Source organism: Sinorhizobium fredii USDA 257 (genome assembly GCF_000265205.3).
In the GTDB taxonomy this organism is placed as follows: domain Bacteria; phylum Pseudomonadota; class Alphaproteobacteria; order Rhizobiales; family Rhizobiaceae; genus Sinorhizobium; species Sinorhizobium fredii_B.
In genome coordinates this window covers 96,361-112,847 of record NC_018000.1, presented here as the reverse complement: position 1 = coordinate 112,847, position 16,487 = coordinate 96,361, and the positions used below count along the sequence as shown (strand labels likewise).

The following is a 16,487-nucleotide window of genomic DNA, read 5'->3' as shown; positions in this document are numbered from 1 at the left end:
CGCGGAAGCGCATCGTGGCTTTCCTTAATCCCGCTCTAAAGGTCGCGCAGGTTTCGCGCCTTGTCAAAGACCCCGGCGCTTACGCGAAGGGCGGCCGGGGCCGCCCTTCCCTGTCGGTTTCGGTTCGAACAAGCGGGCGATCAGCCCCAGCACTTCTCCGTGCCGACCTTGGTGTCGATCGATTCGACGCCGGCGGCCGGCTTGTCGGTGACGAGCGCGACGCCCGTGTCGAAGAAGTCCTTGCCTTCGGTCGGCTTCGGCTTCTCGCCAGTCTCGGCGAATTTCTTGATCGCCTCGATGCCGAGCGCGGCCATCATCAGCGGATATTGCTGCGACGTGGCACCGATGACACCTTCGGCCACAGACTTGACGCCCGGGCAACCACCGTCGACCGACACGATCAGCACGTCCTTCTCCTTGCCGACGGCTTTCAGTGCCTGATAAGCGCCGACGGCAGCGGGCTCGTTGATGGTGTGAATGACGTTGATTTCCGGATCCTTCTGCAGAAGGTTTTCCATCGCCGTGCGGCCGCCTTCCTCGTTGCCGTTCGTCACGTCATGGCCGACGATGCGCGGATCGTCCTCGTCGCCGATCTTGTTCGGATCCTTGGGATCGATGCCGAAGCCGATCATGAAGCCCTGGTCGCGCAGCACGTCGACGGTCGGCTGCGACGGGGTCAGATCGAGGAACCCGACCTTTGCGGTCTTGGCGTTTTCACCCATCGTTGCGGCCGCCCACTGGCCGATCAGCTTGCCCGCGAGCAGGTTGTCGGTCGCGAATGTCGCGTCGGCAGCGGTCGCCGGATCGAGGGGGGTATCGAGCGCGATCACGAGAACGCCGGCGGCCTGCGCCTTCTTCACCTGATCAACGATCGCCTTGGTGTCGGATGCAGCGATGAGAATGCCCTTCGCGCCATCGGCGATGCAGGATTCGATGGCGGCAACCTGACTGTCGTGATCACCGTCGACCTTGCCGGCATAGGCCTTCAGCGTGACGCCGAGTTCCTGGGCCTTGGCGGTCGCGCCTTCCTTCATCTTCACGAAGAAGGGGTTGGTGTCGGTCTTGGTGATGAGGCAGGCAGAGACGTCGGCCGCCTGTGACGGCGAAGCGAAGGCGACGCCGAGAGCGAGCGCGCCGAATGCGGTGGAAAGAACAGTTTTCTTCATCAAACCCTCCCAAGGTTTAAATAATGCCGGAACCGGCCTTCAGGCTTCACCCCCGCAGCATTCTCCTCCTGCGGGCGGCGCTTCCGAGCGTAAATCAAACACCAAAATTCCAAGGTGTCAATAAATAAATCAAATTGAATTATTATCTGGATATGGCATTCTGCGTGCAGCAGGTCCGGCGCGAGCCACCGCTGCCAAATCGACGGAGGCGGCGAGAAGGAATCGGCAGATCTCGCATGAAGGGATGCCAACGGGAGGAGCGGTGGCATGTCACTGATACAAGATCCCCATGGGGGATCGGCGCAACCCGATGTGATCGACCCGAGCGGCGGGGCGAACCAGACGCGCGTGCGCGCCTATAATGAGCGGCTGGTCATGTCGCTGGTGCGTCGCCACGGCAGCCTGTCCAAGGCGGAGATCGCCCGCCGCTCCGGACTTTCCGCACAGACCGTCTCGGTCATCATGCGCGCGCTCGAGGCCGACGGGCTGCTCGTCCGCGGCGACCCGGTGCGCGGCCGCGTCGGTCAACCGTCGATCCCGATGCGGCTCAACCCGGATGCGGTCTATTCTTTCGGGGTCAAGATCGGCCGTCGCAGCGCCGACCTGGTGCTGATGGATTTCCTCGGCAACATCCGCCTGCATCTCCACCAGATCCATACCTACCCGCTGCCCGACGACCTCGTCACCTTCATCGTCGAGGGCATCGAAAAGCTCGAGCGGCAGCTCAGCTCCGAAGATCGCAAGCGCATCGCCGGCGTCGGCATCGCGACGCCTTTCGAACTGTGGAACTGGGCCGAAGAAGTCGGCGCGCCACGCGAGGAAATGGACAGGTGGCGCAAATTCGACCTGCAGGCGGCGGTCACGGCGCGGACGCCGCACCCCGTCTTCCTCCAGAACGACGGCACCAGTGCCTGCGGCGCGGAGCTCGCCTTCGGCGTCGGCGCCAACTATCCGGATTTCGTCTATTTCTATATCGGCTCGTTCATCGGCGGCGGCGTCGTGCTCAACTCCGCCCTCTTCTCCGGCCGGACCGGCACCGCCGGCGCCATCGGTCCGTTGCCGGTGTCGGGCAAGGATGGCAGGACGACGCAATTGCTGAAGATTGCCTCGGTCTTCGTCCTCGAAAAGCTGCTGCGCGACCGCGGCGTGGATCCGAAGCCGCTTTGGTATTCAGCCGACGACTGGATCGATTTCGGCGAGCCCCTCGAAATCTGGATCCAGGATTCGGCGGCAGCACTAGCCCAGGCCGTCGTCTCGGCCGTCTCGATCGTCGATTTTTCCGCCGCCGTGATCGACGGCGGCTTTCCGCCCTGGGTGCGCTCGCGCCTTCTCGCCGCGACGCGCAAGGCGCTACAGACGCTCGACCTCCAGGGCGTCACCGTTCCGGACCTTGTCGAGGGCGCGGTCGGAAGCCACGCCCGGGCGATCGGCGGAGCGAGCCTGCCGCTGTTTTCGCGCTATCTGCTCGATACCAATGTACTCTTCAAGGAGCTTACCTGATGCTGAAAGGAATAGACCCGATCCTGAGCCCGGAACTGCTCGCCGCGCTCAGGGCAATGGGGCACGGCGACGAGATCGCCCTTGTCGACGGGAACTATCCCGGCCAGGAACATGCCCGGCGGCTGGTGCGGCTCGACGGCCATCATCTGGTTCCGGTCCTCGATGCCATCCTCAGCGTGCTGCCGATCGACGATTTCGTGCCGGAGGCGATCTTCCGCGCGACGGTCAAGCAGGACAAGGACGCGCTCGATCCGGTGCACCGGGACATCGTCGAATGCTGCCGCAAGCACGAGCCGGGGCAGTCGGTCGTTCCGCTTCTCGGCGCGGAATTCTACCCGCGGGTGAAAGCCGCCCATACGGTCGTGCAGACCAGCGAACCGCGCCTTTACGGCAATGTCATCCTGCGCAAGGGCGTGATCTACCCCTGAGCCATCCTATAATGCAAGGAACCCGCCGGTCGTGCCGGCGGGTTCCTTACGTGAAGTGACGTTCCGTCGCCTCAGGCAGCGACGGTTCTGCCGAGGCGGGCGTCAAGCGATAGCGCTCCGGGGCCGAAGCCGGCAAGCACCAGGAAGGCGCCGGCAAGGGTGATGTTCTTCATCATCATGATCTGGTTGAACATCGACAGAAGGCCGTTTGCCGCCTCCGGAAAATCGGGAATGTTGATCGGGCCGCTATGGAAGACGAAAGCCGTGACGAGGCAGAAGGCGGCGAGCAGATAGGAAGCGATGCGCGTCTGGAAGCCGACCAGAATGGCAAGACCCGAGACCAGTTCGAAGAGACCGGCGAGATAGGCGAGCGCGGTTGCCGCCGGCCATCCGGCATTGGTGATCATGCCGGCCGTACCCGCCGGATCGGTGAGCTTGCCGAAGCCCGAGACGATGAAAATGATCGAGAGTAGAACGCGTCCGATGAGGACGATGACATTCTGAGGCATGCGCGAGGCTCCTGTTGGAAACGGATTTGGCGACAGGAATATCAGCATTTTCCGAATTGACCAGCCGCCCTGGCGGAAACAGATCGTTTACATTTACGAGACGACGGCGTGACGTCGTCAACACTTTCCGGCCATGCCCTGGCCGCCAAGCTCTTTTCTGTTGCAACAGACAGCGACTGCGTGAAGAATTCCCGCGCGTAGGGCACGCGGGGAAATCTCATGACTGAAATCAACCGGAGTCCCGCCTTCTGGCGGTCCTTTCCGATTTTCGAAGACTTCGACAAGGAAACCCTCTGCGAACTTGCCGACATCGCCAGCTACCGGAAATGGCCCGCGGGCACGGTCATTTTCCAGCGCGGCGACGAGGGCAACTACATGATCGTCGTGGTTTCCGGGCGCATCAAGCTTTCGCTGTTCACGCCGCAGGGCCGCGAGCTGATGCTCCGCCAGCACGAGGCGGGGGCGCTGTTCGGCGAAATGGCGGTGCTCGACGACCAGCCGCGCTCGGCCGACGCAACCGCGGTCACTGCCGCCGAGGGCTATGTGATCGGCAAGAAGGCCTTTCTCGATCTCATCACCCAGAAGCCGAGAATCGCCGAGGCGGTCATCCGCTTCCTCTGCGCGCAGCTGCGCGACACGACGGACCGGCTGGAGACGATCGCGCTCTACGATCTCCACGCCCGCGTCGCACGCTTCTTCCTGGCGACGCTCCGGCAGATCCACGGCAACGAACTGCCGGCAAGCGCCAATCTTCGCCTGACGCTGAGCCAGACCGATATCGCCGCCATTCTCGGCGCCAGCCGGCCGAAGGTGAACCGTGCCATTCTCTCGCTGGAGGAAAGCGGCGCTCTCAAGCGGACGGACGGCATCGTCTCGTGTAACGTGGGACGCCTGCTGATGATAGCCGATCCACCGGAGGACTAGGCCGATCCTGCCACCATGGCCCCATCGCCGCATCAGCCCGCTTGCCGGCGGGATCGTTGCTACTCTGGCCGCGGCGTTCGTTCTCTACCTTTACGCCGAAACAGTGTTCCGCACGCCGCGTGAACTGTTCTTCGACAATCTCACCCAATGGGCCCCCTCGCCGCGGTCGACGGACATTCTTGTGGTTGACATCGACCGGCTGGCCGTCGAGGCGAGGTCCGAAAGCTGGGACAGGGGTGCGACGGCCGAACTGATATCGCGGCTTGCAGCCGCCGGCGCCAAAGCGATCGCCGTCGACTTCGTCTTCAGTTCCGACTGCGGTCCGGCCGCGCCGGTAAACGCCGCGCTCGCTTCGGCGATCGGCGAAGCGCCCGTCGTCCTTGGCTTTCTGGCTGCCGAGCGCGTCCTGGAGCACCCGCGTCCCGTTCCACCGCTGGCGTTGCGGCGCCAGCTTGCCGTCCCTGAGCAATGGTTCATCCACGGCGCGGAGACGGCCTGCCCCATGTTCATGGACCGGGCGAAAGCGGCGACGGCGGCGTTCCTGGTCGGAGACAAGGATGCCCGTGTCCGCCGCGCGCAAGCCTTCGCCGTTATCGACAACGACGCCTTTCCGGCCCTGGGCATCGAAGCGGGCCGGCTCGGCGCAGCAAGCAGCACGCCGGTGCTTGGCGGAGAGCCAGCCTGGCTGAGGCTCGACCACGCCATCATTCCGCTCGACGCGGACGGCAACCTTCGTTTCGTGGCGAGTTCGCAGGCGGAAATTGCCGCCCGGACGGTTTCGGCTGCCGACGTCATGGCAGACAGGATCGACGAGAGCCGGATCGCCGGCAAACTGGTATTCGTCGGCAGCAGCATGCCGAGCCTCGGCGGGCTGAGGCCGACCGCCTCCATGCCGCTCGAGCCCTCGGTGCAGATCCATGCCGACATAGCCAACGCGATCATGACCGGCTTCGTGCCCTATCGGGACGGCGATCTGCCCGTCATGGAGGCGCTGTTCAGCGTCGCCGCCGGCGTGGTGGCCGCCTATGGCGCGACCAAACTCCGTCCCATGATGACGCTGACGCTCGGCGGCGCGGCGGTGCTTGCCGTCAGTGCTTTCGCCGGCGTTATCTACGCCGCGACCGGCTGGCTCTTCGATGCCGTCAGCATCTCGGTCGCGATGGTGACGATCCTCGTCGTGACGAGCGCGTTGCAGCTCGCCCGGGTGCGCCGCGCCGAAGCGATCGCCCGGCAGAAATTCTCGCAGTATCTGCCGCAGTCGGTGGTGGCCCGCTACATAGACGATCCGGACCGCGGCCGTGTGGCCGGTGAAGAGCGACCCGTGACGGCTGTTTTCACCGATATCGAAGGCTTCTCGACGCTATCACACAAGCTCAGCCCCCGGGAGCTCGTGGCCCTGCTCGACATCTATTTCGCGGAGGTCAACGCGCTCGTCTCCCGTCACGGCGGCATGGTCGACAAGGTGGTGGGCGATGCGGTCCACGCCCTCTTCAACGCGCCGGAGGACCTCGCCGACCATGTCGACAAGGCGATCGATTGTGCTATCGCGATCCACGCACTGGCCGAGGAAATGCGCGCGCGGCCGCAATTCGCCGAACAGGGCTTTGGCCGAACCAGGATCGGCATCGAGACGGGGCCGGCGGTGCTCGGCGAGGTCGGCGCCGGCGGCAAGCTCGACTACACGGCCCATGGCGATGCGGTGAACCTCGCCGCCCGGCTTCAGGAGGCGAACAAGTTCCTCGGCACGGCGATCTGCATCGGCCCGGCCGCCGCCGCGCAAAGCAGCGCCAGGCTTCGGCCGCTCGGCCGGCACGAAATCCGCGGCTTCGGCTCGATGGAGTTGTTCACCGTCGCCGACGGCGAGAGCCCTCACCCCAGACCGACGCTCGCATAGGCTTCCCGGATCCGCGCCTGTCCCCAATTCGTCTGCTCGCTCGGCGCCGCACCGGGACGGTCGATATCCACGCCCTGGCCGGCGGCAAGCATCCGGGTGACGCCGCCGCCTTCGACGCTGACGGCGCCGTGCTCGACGAAGACGGCGAAGGCAGCAGTGCGGCTGGGGCCGCAGAAGAATTTCGTGCCGCGGACGCCGATCATCCCGAAAGCCGTGCGGATCGCGACGTCGACCTTCGGCAGTCCCCGCGGCCTGTCGAAGACCATCCGGCCAACGCCGAGCTCGAGCGTGCCTCCCTCGCCGGCAATGAAGCTGTCGATCAAGAGCTCCGTCTGGGGGCCGAGAAGGATGCGCGTTTCGCTGAGGGCCAGATCGGCAAAGCTGTTGGTGCTCGTCATGACGTAGTCCCGGTCGAGAACGGAGCCGCCTGCAGTGAGCCGCTCCTCCGCCTCACCCTGCCGGCGGCGCACATTGCCGCGGATCTTCGCCGCCTTGCCGACGACTGAACCGCTCGCGGCCGCGGCCGCTCGGCCGCCGATGACGGCCATGATCAGGCCGCCAAGCACCATCCTTCTTTTCATCTGTAGCTGCGGCATCGGCTTCTCCCCGCTGCTGTTGCAGCGCTCCCTGTTCGAGCCTTCGTTCGAGGATAGACCGACGCATCGAGGATGCAAGACGCCCCTTGCTCCGTGCCAGGTTCGAAAGTCGCTCCTGGCCCTGGCTGTTTCGCGCGGAACAGGCACCGCCTCACGCCAGTTCTAGGATAGTGGACGGATAAGGGAGAGTACCATGGATAGCCATATCAAGCCGCCCATTCGCATCGCAAGCGCGTCACTGCTTGCAGCTGCGATGCTTCTGTCCTTCGCCACGATCGCGGCTCGATCGGCAAGCGCCGCCGAGCTCTCGGCCGCCGAACAGTGCGACCGGGAAGCCGGCAGCGACCTCGATCTCGAGCGCAACAGGGCCTTTCCGGCCGTGGCAACGCACGATATCCGCATCGGTGTTGCGCTGTCTGCCTGCCGCGAGGCCTACAACCAGAATGGCGGTGCGCGGACGCAGTTCCAGCTTGCCCGCGTTCTCGACCGGGCCGGCGAGAAGCTGAAGTCGCTTCGAGTTCTCGGCGAGGCCGCGCAAAACGGCCATGCGCTGGCGATGGCTATGTACGGAACGCGGCTCGTCGAGCGGGGCGAGGCGGAAGCGGCTTTCGATCTTTACCAGCGCGCCGCGGCAGCGGGCAATGTCGTCGCCGCCCACAATCTCGCCGCCGCCTATCGGGACGGCGTCGGCACGCGAGCCGACGGCGCCTTGGCGGCGCAGTGGTTCGAACGGGCGCAGACGAACGAGCTCCAGTGAGCGCGCACAGCCTGGTTTTACCGGATCTCGCCCGCCTGGGGGCCCCAGGTATCGGTCAGTGCAAAGCCATCGGCGAGCGGATCGAACGGATCGAGCGCCACCTGATGCAGACCGAAGGTCCAGCCCCGGCCGGAAATGGTCGGGATGATCGCTTCCCGCCCGGCGACCGTCGTTACGGCTTCGAGGCCCACTTCGAATTCCGAGCCGATAATGGAGCGGGATTTCAGCACGTCCCCCGGCTTGACCTTGCCGCGCGCATGGAGCGTGGCGAGATTGGCCGAACTGCCGGTGCCGCAGGGCGAACGGTCGACGCGGCCCGGCCACATGGTCGTGCAGGTTCTGACGGTTCCGTCAGCTTCTGTATCGCGGAACATCACATAGGCAACGCCCTTGATCTCGGGGATTTCCGGATGCACCACCGGCAGCGCGCGGTTGACGATGTCCTTCAGAGCCATACCCGCTTCGACGATCCGGCGGGCATTCGCCTTGTCGATCGTGGTGCCGATCTGGCGGACATCGACCAGCGCGTAGAACACGCCGCCGAAGCAGAGATCGAGCTTGATGCGGCCCCATTCTGGCGTGTCCACCTCGACATCCAGTTCCTGGACGAAGGACGGCACCATGGTGAGTTTTACCCGCTCACAGCGTCCGTCGCGGCAGGTGGCTGTCGCCTTCACGAGGCCCGCCGCCGTATCGAGCATCACCACGGTTTCGGGCTCCTTCATCTCGATCATTCCGGATTCGAGCAGCGCCGTCGTCACGCAGATCGAATTGGAACCAGACATGGCATGGGCCTGGTCGGCCTGCAGGATGATGAAGCCGGCATCCGCCTCCGGCCGCTTCGGCGGCACCAGCAGGTTGACGGAACCGATCGATCCGGAGCGCGGCTCTAGGCAGAGGAAGCGGCGCAGGCTGTCATCCACCGTGTTGATGTGGTTCAGCTGCTCGGCGATCGTGTTGCCCGGGATCTTCGGCACGCCGCCGATCGCCACCTTGCCGATCTCGCCCTCGCAGTGAACGTCCAGCAACTGGATCGTGCGCTTCCATCTCATCACCGTATCTCCGGATATCGCGTCAAAAGGGCAAACTGATATATCAGAGCCGTAAGCTGACCCATAGCGCGTTCATGCTCGAGCCGCAAGAGATCGCCTGTCGGCTCTGGGCGCAACAGCATCACCGCGACCAGCCCAAAGATGCCGCTTGACCGTCGAACGCAAGCGGAGGAGCGTGGCTTATGCATTATTGCGACGCCCGCCCATGACAAAATTCATCGTCTTTACCGACCTTCATATGGTTCCCGACGGCACGACGATCATCGGGATCGACCCCTATCGGCGGCTCGCCAACGGCATCACCCATGTCAACCGCTACCATGCGGATGCGGATCGGGTGGTTTTTGCAGGCGACCTCACGCACCAGGCGGACCGCGCGTCCTATGAACGGTTGAAAGACCTGTTCTCCGAACTGATCCCTCCTGCAGCCATCATGCTCGGCAATCATGATCGGCGCGAGGTTTTCCTGGAGGTGTTCCCGGAGGCTGCGACAGACGAAAATGGCTTCGTGCAGCAGGTGATCGATTTTGCCGATTGCCGTGCCGTTTTGCTCGATACGCTGTTTGCGCCACCCTACGACTACCCGATGAGCCATGCCGGCCATCTGTGCGAAAGGCGCCTCGTCTGGCTCGACAGACAGCTCGGCAGCGCCGGCGACCGGCCGGTTCTGATCTTCATGCACCACCCGCCGCATGCCAGCGGATTTGCGGGTATCGACATGATCCGACTCATCAACGAGGAGCAATTCTACGGGCTCGTGAAACGGCACGGCAATGTCCGCCACATCTTCGCCGGCCACGTGCATCGCACCATCAGCGGTTCCAGCCGCGGCATTCCGTTCTCGATCTTCAAGAGTCCGGTCCACCAGCAGCCAATGCCGTTCGACATACCGGACGCCTCGCTGTCCGTCGACGAGCCGGCGGCCTACGGCATCGCCGTGATCACCGCCGACGGCGTGCTGGTGCATACCGAGGACTATGAGATCGCCAGGCGCGATGCGGTAGAGGCGTGAGAACCGGCTTGGCCATTTCGACGCTTACGGCTTCGTGCTAGGCTAGGCCCATGACTATTTCTCCCATCCAGGACTTCGATTGTCAGAGCTGCGGCGCCTGTTGCGCCTATTCGGCCGAGTGGCCGCGTTTCTCGATGGAAACGGAAGAGGAGCTCGAGCGAATACCGGCGGACTACGTCGCAGCCGACCTTGGCGGTATGCGCTGCGAAAACGAGCGCTGCACGGCGCTCGAAGGCACGCTCGGCAAATTCGTCGCCTGCAAGGTCTACGCCATGCGACCGATCGTCTGCCGGACCTGCATGCCGGGAGACGACGAATGCCTGATGGCCCGCCAACGCCATTTCGGCGCGGCGGCTTGAACATGGGAACATCCGGGTCATTTCTGCGTCACCCGCATGTTTCACCCGCCAGGCCGATCTACATAGAGAAACATCCTGCAGCAGGGCGAATTTGCCGGATGGATGTTCGGCGAATGAAAGCGTATTTTCGGCCACGAATTTTAGGGCGCAAGGCGCCTGCTACCCCGCGTGGAGGACCGCGTTCGATGAGCCAGACCCAGCTTCAAAAACCAACCGTCACAACCGACGCCGCCCCTGTGCCGTTTACCGACTTCGCGCCGCCGATTCGGCCCCCGAGCACGCTACGCCAGGCGATCACGGCCGCCTATCGCCGGCCCGAGACGGAATGCCTGCCGCCGCTCGTCGAGGCCGCAGCGCTGCCCCGGGAAACGCAGGACGCCGCCGCTAGGACCGCCCGCAAGCTGGTCGAGGCGCTGCGTGCCAAGCATTCAGGTTCAGGCGTTGAAGGATTGGTGCAGGAATACTCGCTTTCGAGCCAGGAAGGCGTGGCGCTGATGTGCCTTGCCGAAGCGCTCTTGCGCATTCCGGACACGGCAACCCGTGACGCACTGATCCGCGACAAGATTGCCGACGGCAATTGGAAGTCGCATCTCGGCGGCGGCCGCTCGCTCTTCGTCAACGCCGCCACCTGGGGCCTGGTGGTCACCGGCAAGCTGACCTCAACAGTCAACGACCGCAGCCTCGCCGCGGCACTGACGCGGCTGATCTCCCGCTGCGGCGAGCCGGTGATCCGCCGCGGCGTCGATATGGCGATGCGGATGATGGGCGAACAGTTCGTCACCGGCGAGACGATCGACGAGGCGCTGCGTCGCTCGCGCGCACTCGAACAGAAGGGCTTTCGCTATTCCTACGACATGCTTGGCGAAGCGGCGACAACCGCCGCCGACGCGAAGCGCTACTACAAGGACTATGAGAACGCCATTCACGCCATCGGCAAGGCTTCGGACGGGCGTGGCATCTATGAAGGCCCCGGCATCTCCATCAAGCTCTCGGCCCTGCACCCGCGCTATTCGCGTTCGCAGGCAGGGCGGGTGATGAGCGAACTGCTGCCAAAGGTGAAGGCCCTCGCCTTCATCGCCAAGACATACGATATCGGTCTCAACATCGACGCCGAAGAGGCCGACCGGCTGGAACTGTCGCTCGATCTTCTGGAGGACCTCTGCCTCGACAAGGATCTCGCCGACTGGAACGGCTTGGGATTCGTCGTGCAGGCCTATGGCAAGCGCTGCCCCTTCGTGCTCGACTTCCTCATCGATCTGGCTCGGCGGGCCGGCCGGCGCATCATGGTCAGGCTCGTCAAGGGCGCCTATTGGGACGCCGAGATCAAACGCGCGCAGCTCGACGGGCTGGAGGACTTTCCTGTCTTCACCCGCAAGATCCACACCGACGTCTCCTATGTCGCCTGTGCCCGCAAGCTGCTTTCGGCGACCGACGTGGTCTTCCCGCAATTCGCCACCCACAATGCCCAGACGCTTGCCACCATCTACCACATGGCCGGCAAGGACTTTCACGTCGGCAAATACGAGTTCCAGTGCCTGCACGGCATGGGCGAGCCGCTCTATGAAGAAGTGGTCGGTCGCGAGAATCTCGGCCGCCCCTGCCGTATCTATGCGCCGGTCGGCACGCACGAAACGCTGCTTGCTTATCTCGTCCGCCGCCTGCTCGAGAACGGTGCCAATTCCTCCTTCGTGCATCGCATCGCCGATCCTAACGTCTCGATCGACGAACTGGTCACCGATCCGGTGGAAATCGTCCGCGCCATGCCGGTCGTCGGCGCGAAGCACGAGAAAATAGCGCTGCCGGCCGAGCTCTTCGGCGCTGCGCGCACGAATTCCGCCGGCCTCGATCTTTCCAACGAGGCGGCGCTCGCCTCCCTGACCGAGACGCTCAAGGCAAGCGCCACCATCGCCTGGACGGCAGCACCGCAACTCGCCGCCGGCTCGGCTGACGGCGAAACGCGCCCCGTCGCGAACCCGGGCGACCATCGCGACGTCGTCGGCTCGGTCGCCGAGACTTCTGAAGAGGATGCTCGACGGGCCGCTCGCCTTGCCGCCGAAGCGGTCCCGAGCTGGGCTGCCGTTCCCCCGGCCGAACGGGCCGCCTGCCTTGACCGCGCCGCCGATCTGATGCAGGCGCGCATGCCGACGCTTCTCGGGCTGATCGTCCGCGAGGCGGGCAAGTCGTTGCTGAACGCCATTGCCGAGGTGCGCGAGGCGATCGATTTCCTGCGCTACTACGCCGAACAGACGCGCCGCACCCTCGGTCCGGGCCATAAGGCGCTCGGCCCCGTCGTCTGCATCAGCCCGTGGAACTTCCCGCTGGCCATCTTCACCGGCCAGGTCGCCGCCGCCCTTGTCGCCGGCAATCCTGTGCTTGCCAAGCCGGCCGAAGAAACGCCGCTGATCGCCGCCGAAGGCGTGCGCCTCCTGCACGAGGCCGGTGTTCCGGCAAGTGCGCTGCAGTTCCTGCCGGGCGAGGGCCGGGTCGGCGCCGCACTGGTTGCGGCGCCCGAGACGGCGGGCGTGATGTTCACCGGCTCTACGGAGGTGGCGCGGCACATTCAGGCACAGCTCGCCGAGCGGCTCTCGCCCGCCGGCCGGCCGATCCCGCTGATTGCCGAAACCGGCGGCCAGAACGCGATGATCGTCGATTCCTCGGCGCTTGCCGAACAGGTCGTCGGCGACGTCATCGCTTCCGCCTTCGACAGCGCCGGCCAGCGCTGCTCGGCGCTGCGGGTGCTCTGTCTGCAGGAGGATATCGCCGATCGTACCCTGACAATGCTGAAGGGCGCGTTGCACGAATTGGATATCGGTCGCACTGACCGTCTTTCAGTGGATGTCGGCCCGGTCATTTCGGCCGAGGCGAAGGACATCATCGAGAAACACATCGAGCGGATGCGCGGACTTGGCCGCAAGGTGGAGCAGATCGGCCTTGCCGCCGAGACGGAAAAGGGCACCTTCGTGCCGCCGACGATCATCGAGCTGGAGAAGCTCTCCGATCTGCAGCGCGAGGTCTTCGGGCCGGTGCTGCACGTCATCCGCTACCGCCGCGACGCTCTCGACCGACTGGTCGACGACATCAACGCCACCGGTTATGGGCTGACCTTCGGCTTGCACACGCGCCTCGACGAGACGATCGCCCATGTGACGAGCCGCATCAAGGCCGGCAACCTCTATGTCAACCGCAACATCATCGGCGCGGTGGTGGGCGTGCAGCCCTTCGGCGGCCGCGGCCTTTCCGGCACCGGACCGAAGGCCGGCGGGCCGCTCTATCTCGGCCGGCTGGTAACGACCGCCCCGGTGCCGCCGCAGCACAGCTCGGTGCATACCGACCCGACGCTGCTCGATTTCGCCAAGTGGCTCGACGGCAAGGGCGCCACGGCGGAGGCGGAAGCCGCACGCAATGCCGGCAGCACCTCGGCGCTCGGAATGGATCTGGAACTCCCCGGGCCCGTCGGCGAGCGCAATCTCTATGCGCTGCATCCGCGCGGCCGCATCCTCGCGGTGCCGGCGACAGAGAGCGGGCTCTACCACCAGCTCGCCGCGGCGCTCGCAACCGGCAACAGCGTCGTCGTCGATGCGGCCTCCGGCCTGCAGGCCACGCTGAAAAACCTGCCGCACAGCGTCGCGCTGCGCGTCTCCTGGTCGAAGGACTGGACGGCCGACGGCCCCTTTGCCGGCGCGCTCGTCGAAGGCGATGCCGAACGCATCCGCGAGGTTAACAAGGCGATCGCCGCCTTGCCGGGTCCGCTCCTGCTGGTCCAGGCCGCATCGGGCGAGGAAATCGCCCGCAATCCGGATGCCTATTGCCTGAACTGGCTGGTCGAGGAGGTTTCCACCTCGATCAACACCGCCGCCGCCGGCGGCAATGCCAGCCTGATGGCGATCGGCTGAGCCTCTGGCTTTGCCCTCCCCACAAGGGGAGGGTTTAACCTGCCGCACACTCTCCACTGTTCTGGGCGTTGCAGCAGGCTCGATTTTTCGAGCATGGCAGTCGGCCGCAGCGGACACCAAGCCCCTCCCCTCGTGGGGGGGGTGGGGAGGGCGATGTCTCAACGCCCCCGTTGCGCCCCGCCAATCGACGACAGATGACCAAGCGCCGTCATTCCGTTATCAGCATTCCAAACGGAAGAAGCGGATGTTCACGCTCCAGCGCATCGAGACCTCCACACAGGAAATCAAGAAGAGCCGCTTTCTGGCGATCGCCGGTCCGATCGACGACGAGCAATCGGCCAAGGCTTTCCTCGCAGCACATTCCGCTCCGGGCGCCAATCACAATTGCTGGGCCTGGCGCATCGGCCAGACCTACCGCTTCAATGACGACGGCGAGCCGAGCGGCACGGCGGGCAAGCCGATCCTCGCGGCGATCGACGGTCAGTCGCTCGACCGGGTCGTGGTCGCGGTGACGCGCTGGTTCGGCGGCGTCCTGCTGGGCAGCGGCGGGCTGATCCGCGCCTATGGCGGCACCGCCGCACTCTGCCTCAGGACGGCGGAAAAGGTCGAGCTCGTCGAGACGCTGCGTGTCACGATCGCCTGCGACTTCGCCGATCTCGCCCTGATCAAGGCCCGGCTCACCGCCCGCGGCGTCGCGATCGCCAGCGAAAGTTTCACCGACACCGGTGCGGTGCTGGCAATCGACCTGCGCAAGGACGTGGCGGAAGCAACCCTCGCGCTCGTGAGTGATCTCAGTCGCGGCAGGGCGATCGTAACGCTTCAAAGCTGAGCGCTCTTTTCCTCGGCCTCACAATCATCATACAAATGATCGATAAACCGGCGTGGCGCCGCCACGACGACAAGTGATCGAGGAGGCCTTCAGATGAAGACGAGGATTTTGGGACGGACGGGCGCAAGGATTTCGGAGATCGGATTCGGCGCCTGGCAGATCGGCGGCTCCTGGGGCGACGTCAGCGAGGAGGACGGCAGGCGCGCCCTTCACGCCGCGCTCGACAACGGCGTCACCTTCATCGACACGGCTGACGTCTATGGCGACGGGCGCTCGGAAAAGATCATCGCCGCGGTGCTGAAGGAACGCGGCGGCGAGAAGCCCCTCGTTGCCACCAAGGCCGGGCGGCGGCTCAACCCGCATGTCGCCGACGGCTATACGGGCGGCAATATCGAGGCCTTCATCGACCGCAGCCTCAAGAATCTCGGCGTCGAGGCGCTGGATCTCGTCCAGCTCCACTGCCCGCCGACGGACGTCTACTACCGCCCGGAGCTCTTCGGCGCACTCGACCAGCTGGTGACCAAGGGCAAGATCCGCCATTACGGCGTCTCGGTCGAGAGGGTCGAGGAGGCCCTGAAGGCGATCGAATATCCGGGCATCGCCACGGTGCAGATCATCTACAACATCTTCCGTCAGCGGCCGCACGATCTCTTCTTCGCCGAAGCGAAGAAGAAGAATGTCGGCATCATCGTTCGCGTGCCGCTCGCCTCCGGCCTGCTTTCCGGCAAGATCGGCAGGGACACGGTCTTCGCCGCGGACGACCACCGCAACTTCAACCGTCACGGCGAAGTATTCGACGTCGGCGAGACCTTCGCCGGCGTGCCGTTCGAGGCAGCGCTGGAAGCGGTTGAACAGTTGCGTGCTCTGGTGCCGGCGAATGTGCCGATGGCGCAGTTCGCGCTTCGCTGGATCCTCGCGCAGGAGGCCGTTTCCGTCGTCATTCCCGGCGCCCGCAACGCCGTCCAGGCTCAATCGAATGCGGCAGCAAGCGCCCTTGCACCGATCGACGGAGCGGCCATGGACGCGATCGCCGCACTTTACGAGCGGCTGATCAAGGTTCATGTTCATCAGCGGTGGTAAGGTGGCGAAGGCGCCGCCTTCCCGGCATTCCGGCCCAAGGCAAGGCCATGATGAGCGAAGCCTCCGATCTCGAGCGTTTCGTCAAGGCGCAGCAATGCGTCTATGAGACCGCGCTGGCGGAGCTTCGCGCCGGCGCCAAGCGGACCCATTGGATGTGGTTCATCTTCCCGCAGATCCAGGGCCTCGGCCATTCCCCGATGGCGCAGCGCTACGCGATCTCGAATGTCGATGAGGCGCGGGTCTATCTCAGGCACCCACTCCTCGGCCGGCGCCTTCTCGAATGCACGGAAGCCGTGAATGCAGTAACCGGGCGCAGCGCACTGGACATCTTCGGCCGGCCGGACGATCTCAAGTTCCGCTCGTCGATGACGCTCTTCGAGGCCGCCGACCCGACCGTCGGCGCTTTCGCAAGGGCGCTCGACCATTATTACAATGGTGCCAGGGATCCTCGAACGAGGGAAATTCTCGGCAGGATCTGAATGCCGGCC

At 64.8% G+C, this 16,487-nt stretch carries 15 protein-coding genes; 11 read left to right on the top strand and 4 right to left on the bottom strand.

What is annotated here, in order from left to right; genetic code table 11:
* Positions 1-140: 140 nt before the first annotated feature.
* A complete protein-coding gene (locus USDA257_RS00515) occupies positions 141-1,166 on the bottom strand; it encodes a sugar ABC transporter substrate-binding protein (protein ID WP_014760907.1) in 1,026 nt (341 codons plus the stop codon).
* Positions 1,167-1,433: 267 nt separating this feature from the next.
* Between USDA257_RS00515 and USDA257_RS00510 the strand changes: the two genes are divergently transcribed.
* Positions 1,434-2,666 carry an ROK family transcriptional regulator gene (locus USDA257_RS00510; RefSeq protein WP_014760906.1) on the top strand — a complete coding sequence of 411 codons (1,233 nt, stop codon included), beginning with the start codon at positions 1,434-1,436 and terminating at the stop codon, positions 2,664-2,666.
* Entirely contained in the window at positions 2,666-3,094 is a 429-nt protein-coding gene (locus USDA257_RS00505) for an RbsD/FucU family protein (RefSeq protein WP_014760905.1), read from the top strand. The genes USDA257_RS00510 and USDA257_RS00505 overlap by 1 nt, the downstream gene beginning before the upstream one ends.
* Before the next feature lie 71 nt (positions 3,095-3,165).
* Here the strand turns inward: USDA257_RS00505 and USDA257_RS00500 are convergent, their stop codons facing one another.
* Complete coding sequence (locus USDA257_RS00500; RefSeq protein ID WP_014760904.1) at positions 3,166-3,603, bottom strand: DoxX family protein; 438 nt, start codon at positions 3,601-3,603, stop codon at positions 3,166-3,168.
* Between the two features lie 219 nt (positions 3,604-3,822).
* Between USDA257_RS00500 and USDA257_RS00495 the strand changes: the two genes are divergently transcribed.
* A complete protein-coding gene (locus USDA257_RS00495; protein ID WP_014760903.1) occupies positions 3,823-4,527 on the top strand; it encodes a Crp/Fnr family transcriptional regulator in 705 nt (234 codons plus the stop codon).
* Positions 4,528-4,534: 7 nt separating this feature from the next.
* Positions 4,535-6,421, top strand: a complete 1,887-nt coding sequence (locus USDA257_RS00490; RefSeq protein WP_041413711.1) for a CHASE2 domain-containing protein — start codon at positions 4,535-4,537, stop codon at positions 6,419-6,421.
* Here the strand turns inward: USDA257_RS00490 and USDA257_RS00485 are convergent.
* Positions 6,397-7,017, bottom strand: coding sequence for a FecR domain-containing protein (locus USDA257_RS00485; RefSeq protein ID WP_014760901.1), 621 nt, complete (start codon positions 7,015-7,017; stop codon positions 6,397-6,399). The genes USDA257_RS00490 and USDA257_RS00485 overlap by 25 nt on opposite strands.
* Positions 7,018-7,210: 193 nt before the next feature.
* On the opposite strand from USDA257_RS00485, the gene USDA257_RS00480 reads away from it, so the two are divergent.
* Positions 7,211-7,774 (top strand): sel1 repeat family protein, encoded by a 564-nt coding sequence (locus tag USDA257_RS00480; RefSeq protein ID WP_014760900.1) that lies wholly within the window; start codon positions 7,211-7,213, stop codon positions 7,772-7,774.
* A 17-nt stretch (positions 7,775-7,791) separates the two neighbouring features.
* On the opposite strand, the gene USDA257_RS00475 is transcribed toward USDA257_RS00480, so the two are convergent.
* Positions 7,792-8,826: a proline racemase family protein gene (locus USDA257_RS00475; protein ID WP_014760899.1), complete on the bottom strand. Its 1,035-nt coding sequence runs from the start codon at positions 8,824-8,826 to the stop codon at positions 7,792-7,794.
* Positions 8,827-9,031: 205 nt separating this feature from the next.
* Between USDA257_RS00475 and spdA the strand changes: the two genes are divergently transcribed.
* The 6 genes from spdA to USDA257_RS00445 all read left to right on the top strand — a co-directional run bounded on the left by spdA (position 9,032) and on the right by USDA257_RS00445 (position 16,478).
* Positions 9,032-9,838 (top strand): 2', 3'cyclic nucleotide phosphodiesterase SpdA, encoded by an 807-nt coding sequence (gene spdA / locus USDA257_RS00470; protein ID WP_014760897.1) that lies wholly within the window; start codon positions 9,032-9,034, stop codon positions 9,836-9,838.
* A 50-nt stretch (positions 9,839-9,888) separates the two neighbouring features.
* Positions 9,889-10,197, top strand: a complete 309-nt coding sequence (locus USDA257_RS00465) for a YkgJ family cysteine cluster protein (RefSeq protein WP_014760896.1) — start codon at positions 9,889-9,891, stop codon at positions 10,195-10,197.
* Positions 10,198-10,382: 185 nt separating this feature from the next.
* On the top strand, positions 10,383-14,090 hold the full coding sequence (gene putA, locus USDA257_RS00460; RefSeq protein WP_041413708.1) for a trifunctional transcriptional regulator/proline dehydrogenase/L-glutamate gamma-semialdehyde dehydrogenase: 3,708 nt from the start codon (positions 10,383-10,385) through the stop codon (positions 14,088-14,090).
* A gap of 244 nt (positions 14,091-14,334) precedes the next feature.
* Positions 14,335-14,919: an IMPACT family protein gene (locus tag USDA257_RS00455; RefSeq protein ID WP_014760894.1), complete on the top strand. Its 585-nt coding sequence runs from the start codon at positions 14,335-14,337 to the stop codon at positions 14,917-14,919.
* Positions 14,920-15,012: 93 nt separating this feature from the next.
* Entirely contained in the window at positions 15,013-15,999 is a 987-nt protein-coding gene (locus USDA257_RS00450) for an aldo/keto reductase (RefSeq protein ID WP_014760893.1), read from the top strand.
* 47 nt (positions 16,000-16,046) lie between these two features.
* Positions 16,047-16,478, top strand: coding sequence for a DUF1810 domain-containing protein (locus USDA257_RS00445; RefSeq protein WP_161623520.1), 432 nt, complete (start codon positions 16,047-16,049; stop codon positions 16,476-16,478).
* Positions 16,479-16,487: the final 9 nt, after the last annotated feature.

What these genes read in the sequence shown, in the direction of transcription:
- USDA257_RS00515 (WP_014760907.1), bottom strand. Translation starts at nt 1,166, where the DNA reads ATGAAGAAAACTGTTCTTTCCACCGCATTCGGCGCGCTCGCTCTCGGC.
- USDA257_RS00510 (WP_014760906.1), top strand. Translation starts at nt 1,434, where the DNA reads ATGTCACTGATACAAGATCCCCATGGGGGATCGGCGCAACCCGATGTG.
- USDA257_RS00505 (WP_014760905.1), top strand. Translation starts at nt 2,666, where the DNA reads ATGCTGAAAGGAATAGACCCGATCCTGAGCCCGGAACTGCTCGCCGCG.
- USDA257_RS00500 (WP_014760904.1), bottom strand. Translation starts at nt 3,603, where the DNA reads ATGCCTCAGAATGTCATCGTCCTCATCGGACGCGTTCTACTCTCGATC.
- USDA257_RS00495 (WP_014760903.1), top strand. Translation starts at nt 3,823, where the DNA reads ATGACTGAAATCAACCGGAGTCCCGCCTTCTGGCGGTCCTTTCCGATT.
- USDA257_RS00485 (WP_014760901.1), bottom strand. Translation starts at nt 7,017, where the DNA reads ATGCCGCAGCTACAGATGAAAAGAAGGATGGTGCTTGGCGGCCTGATC.
- USDA257_RS00480 (WP_014760900.1), top strand. Translation starts at nt 7,211, where the DNA reads ATGGATAGCCATATCAAGCCGCCCATTCGCATCGCAAGCGCGTCACTG.
- USDA257_RS00475 (WP_014760899.1), bottom strand. Translation starts at nt 8,826, where the DNA reads ATGAGATGGAAGCGCACGATCCAGTTGCTGGACGTTCACTGCGAGGGC.
- spdA (WP_014760897.1), top strand. Translation starts at nt 9,032, where the DNA reads ATGACAAAATTCATCGTCTTTACCGACCTTCATATGGTTCCCGACGGC.
- USDA257_RS00465 (WP_014760896.1), top strand. Translation starts at nt 9,889, where the DNA reads ATGACTATTTCTCCCATCCAGGACTTCGATTGTCAGAGCTGCGGCGCC.
- putA (WP_041413708.1), top strand. Translation starts at nt 10,383, where the DNA reads ATGAGCCAGACCCAGCTTCAAAAACCAACCGTCACAACCGACGCCGCC.
- USDA257_RS00455 (WP_014760894.1), top strand. Translation starts at nt 14,335, where the DNA reads ATGTTCACGCTCCAGCGCATCGAGACCTCCACACAGGAAATCAAGAAG.
- USDA257_RS00450 (WP_014760893.1), top strand. Translation starts at nt 15,013, where the DNA reads ATGAAGACGAGGATTTTGGGACGGACGGGCGCAAGGATTTCGGAGATC.
- USDA257_RS00445 (WP_161623520.1), top strand. Translation starts at nt 16,047, where the DNA reads ATGATGAGCGAAGCCTCCGATCTCGAGCGTTTCGTCAAGGCGCAGCAA.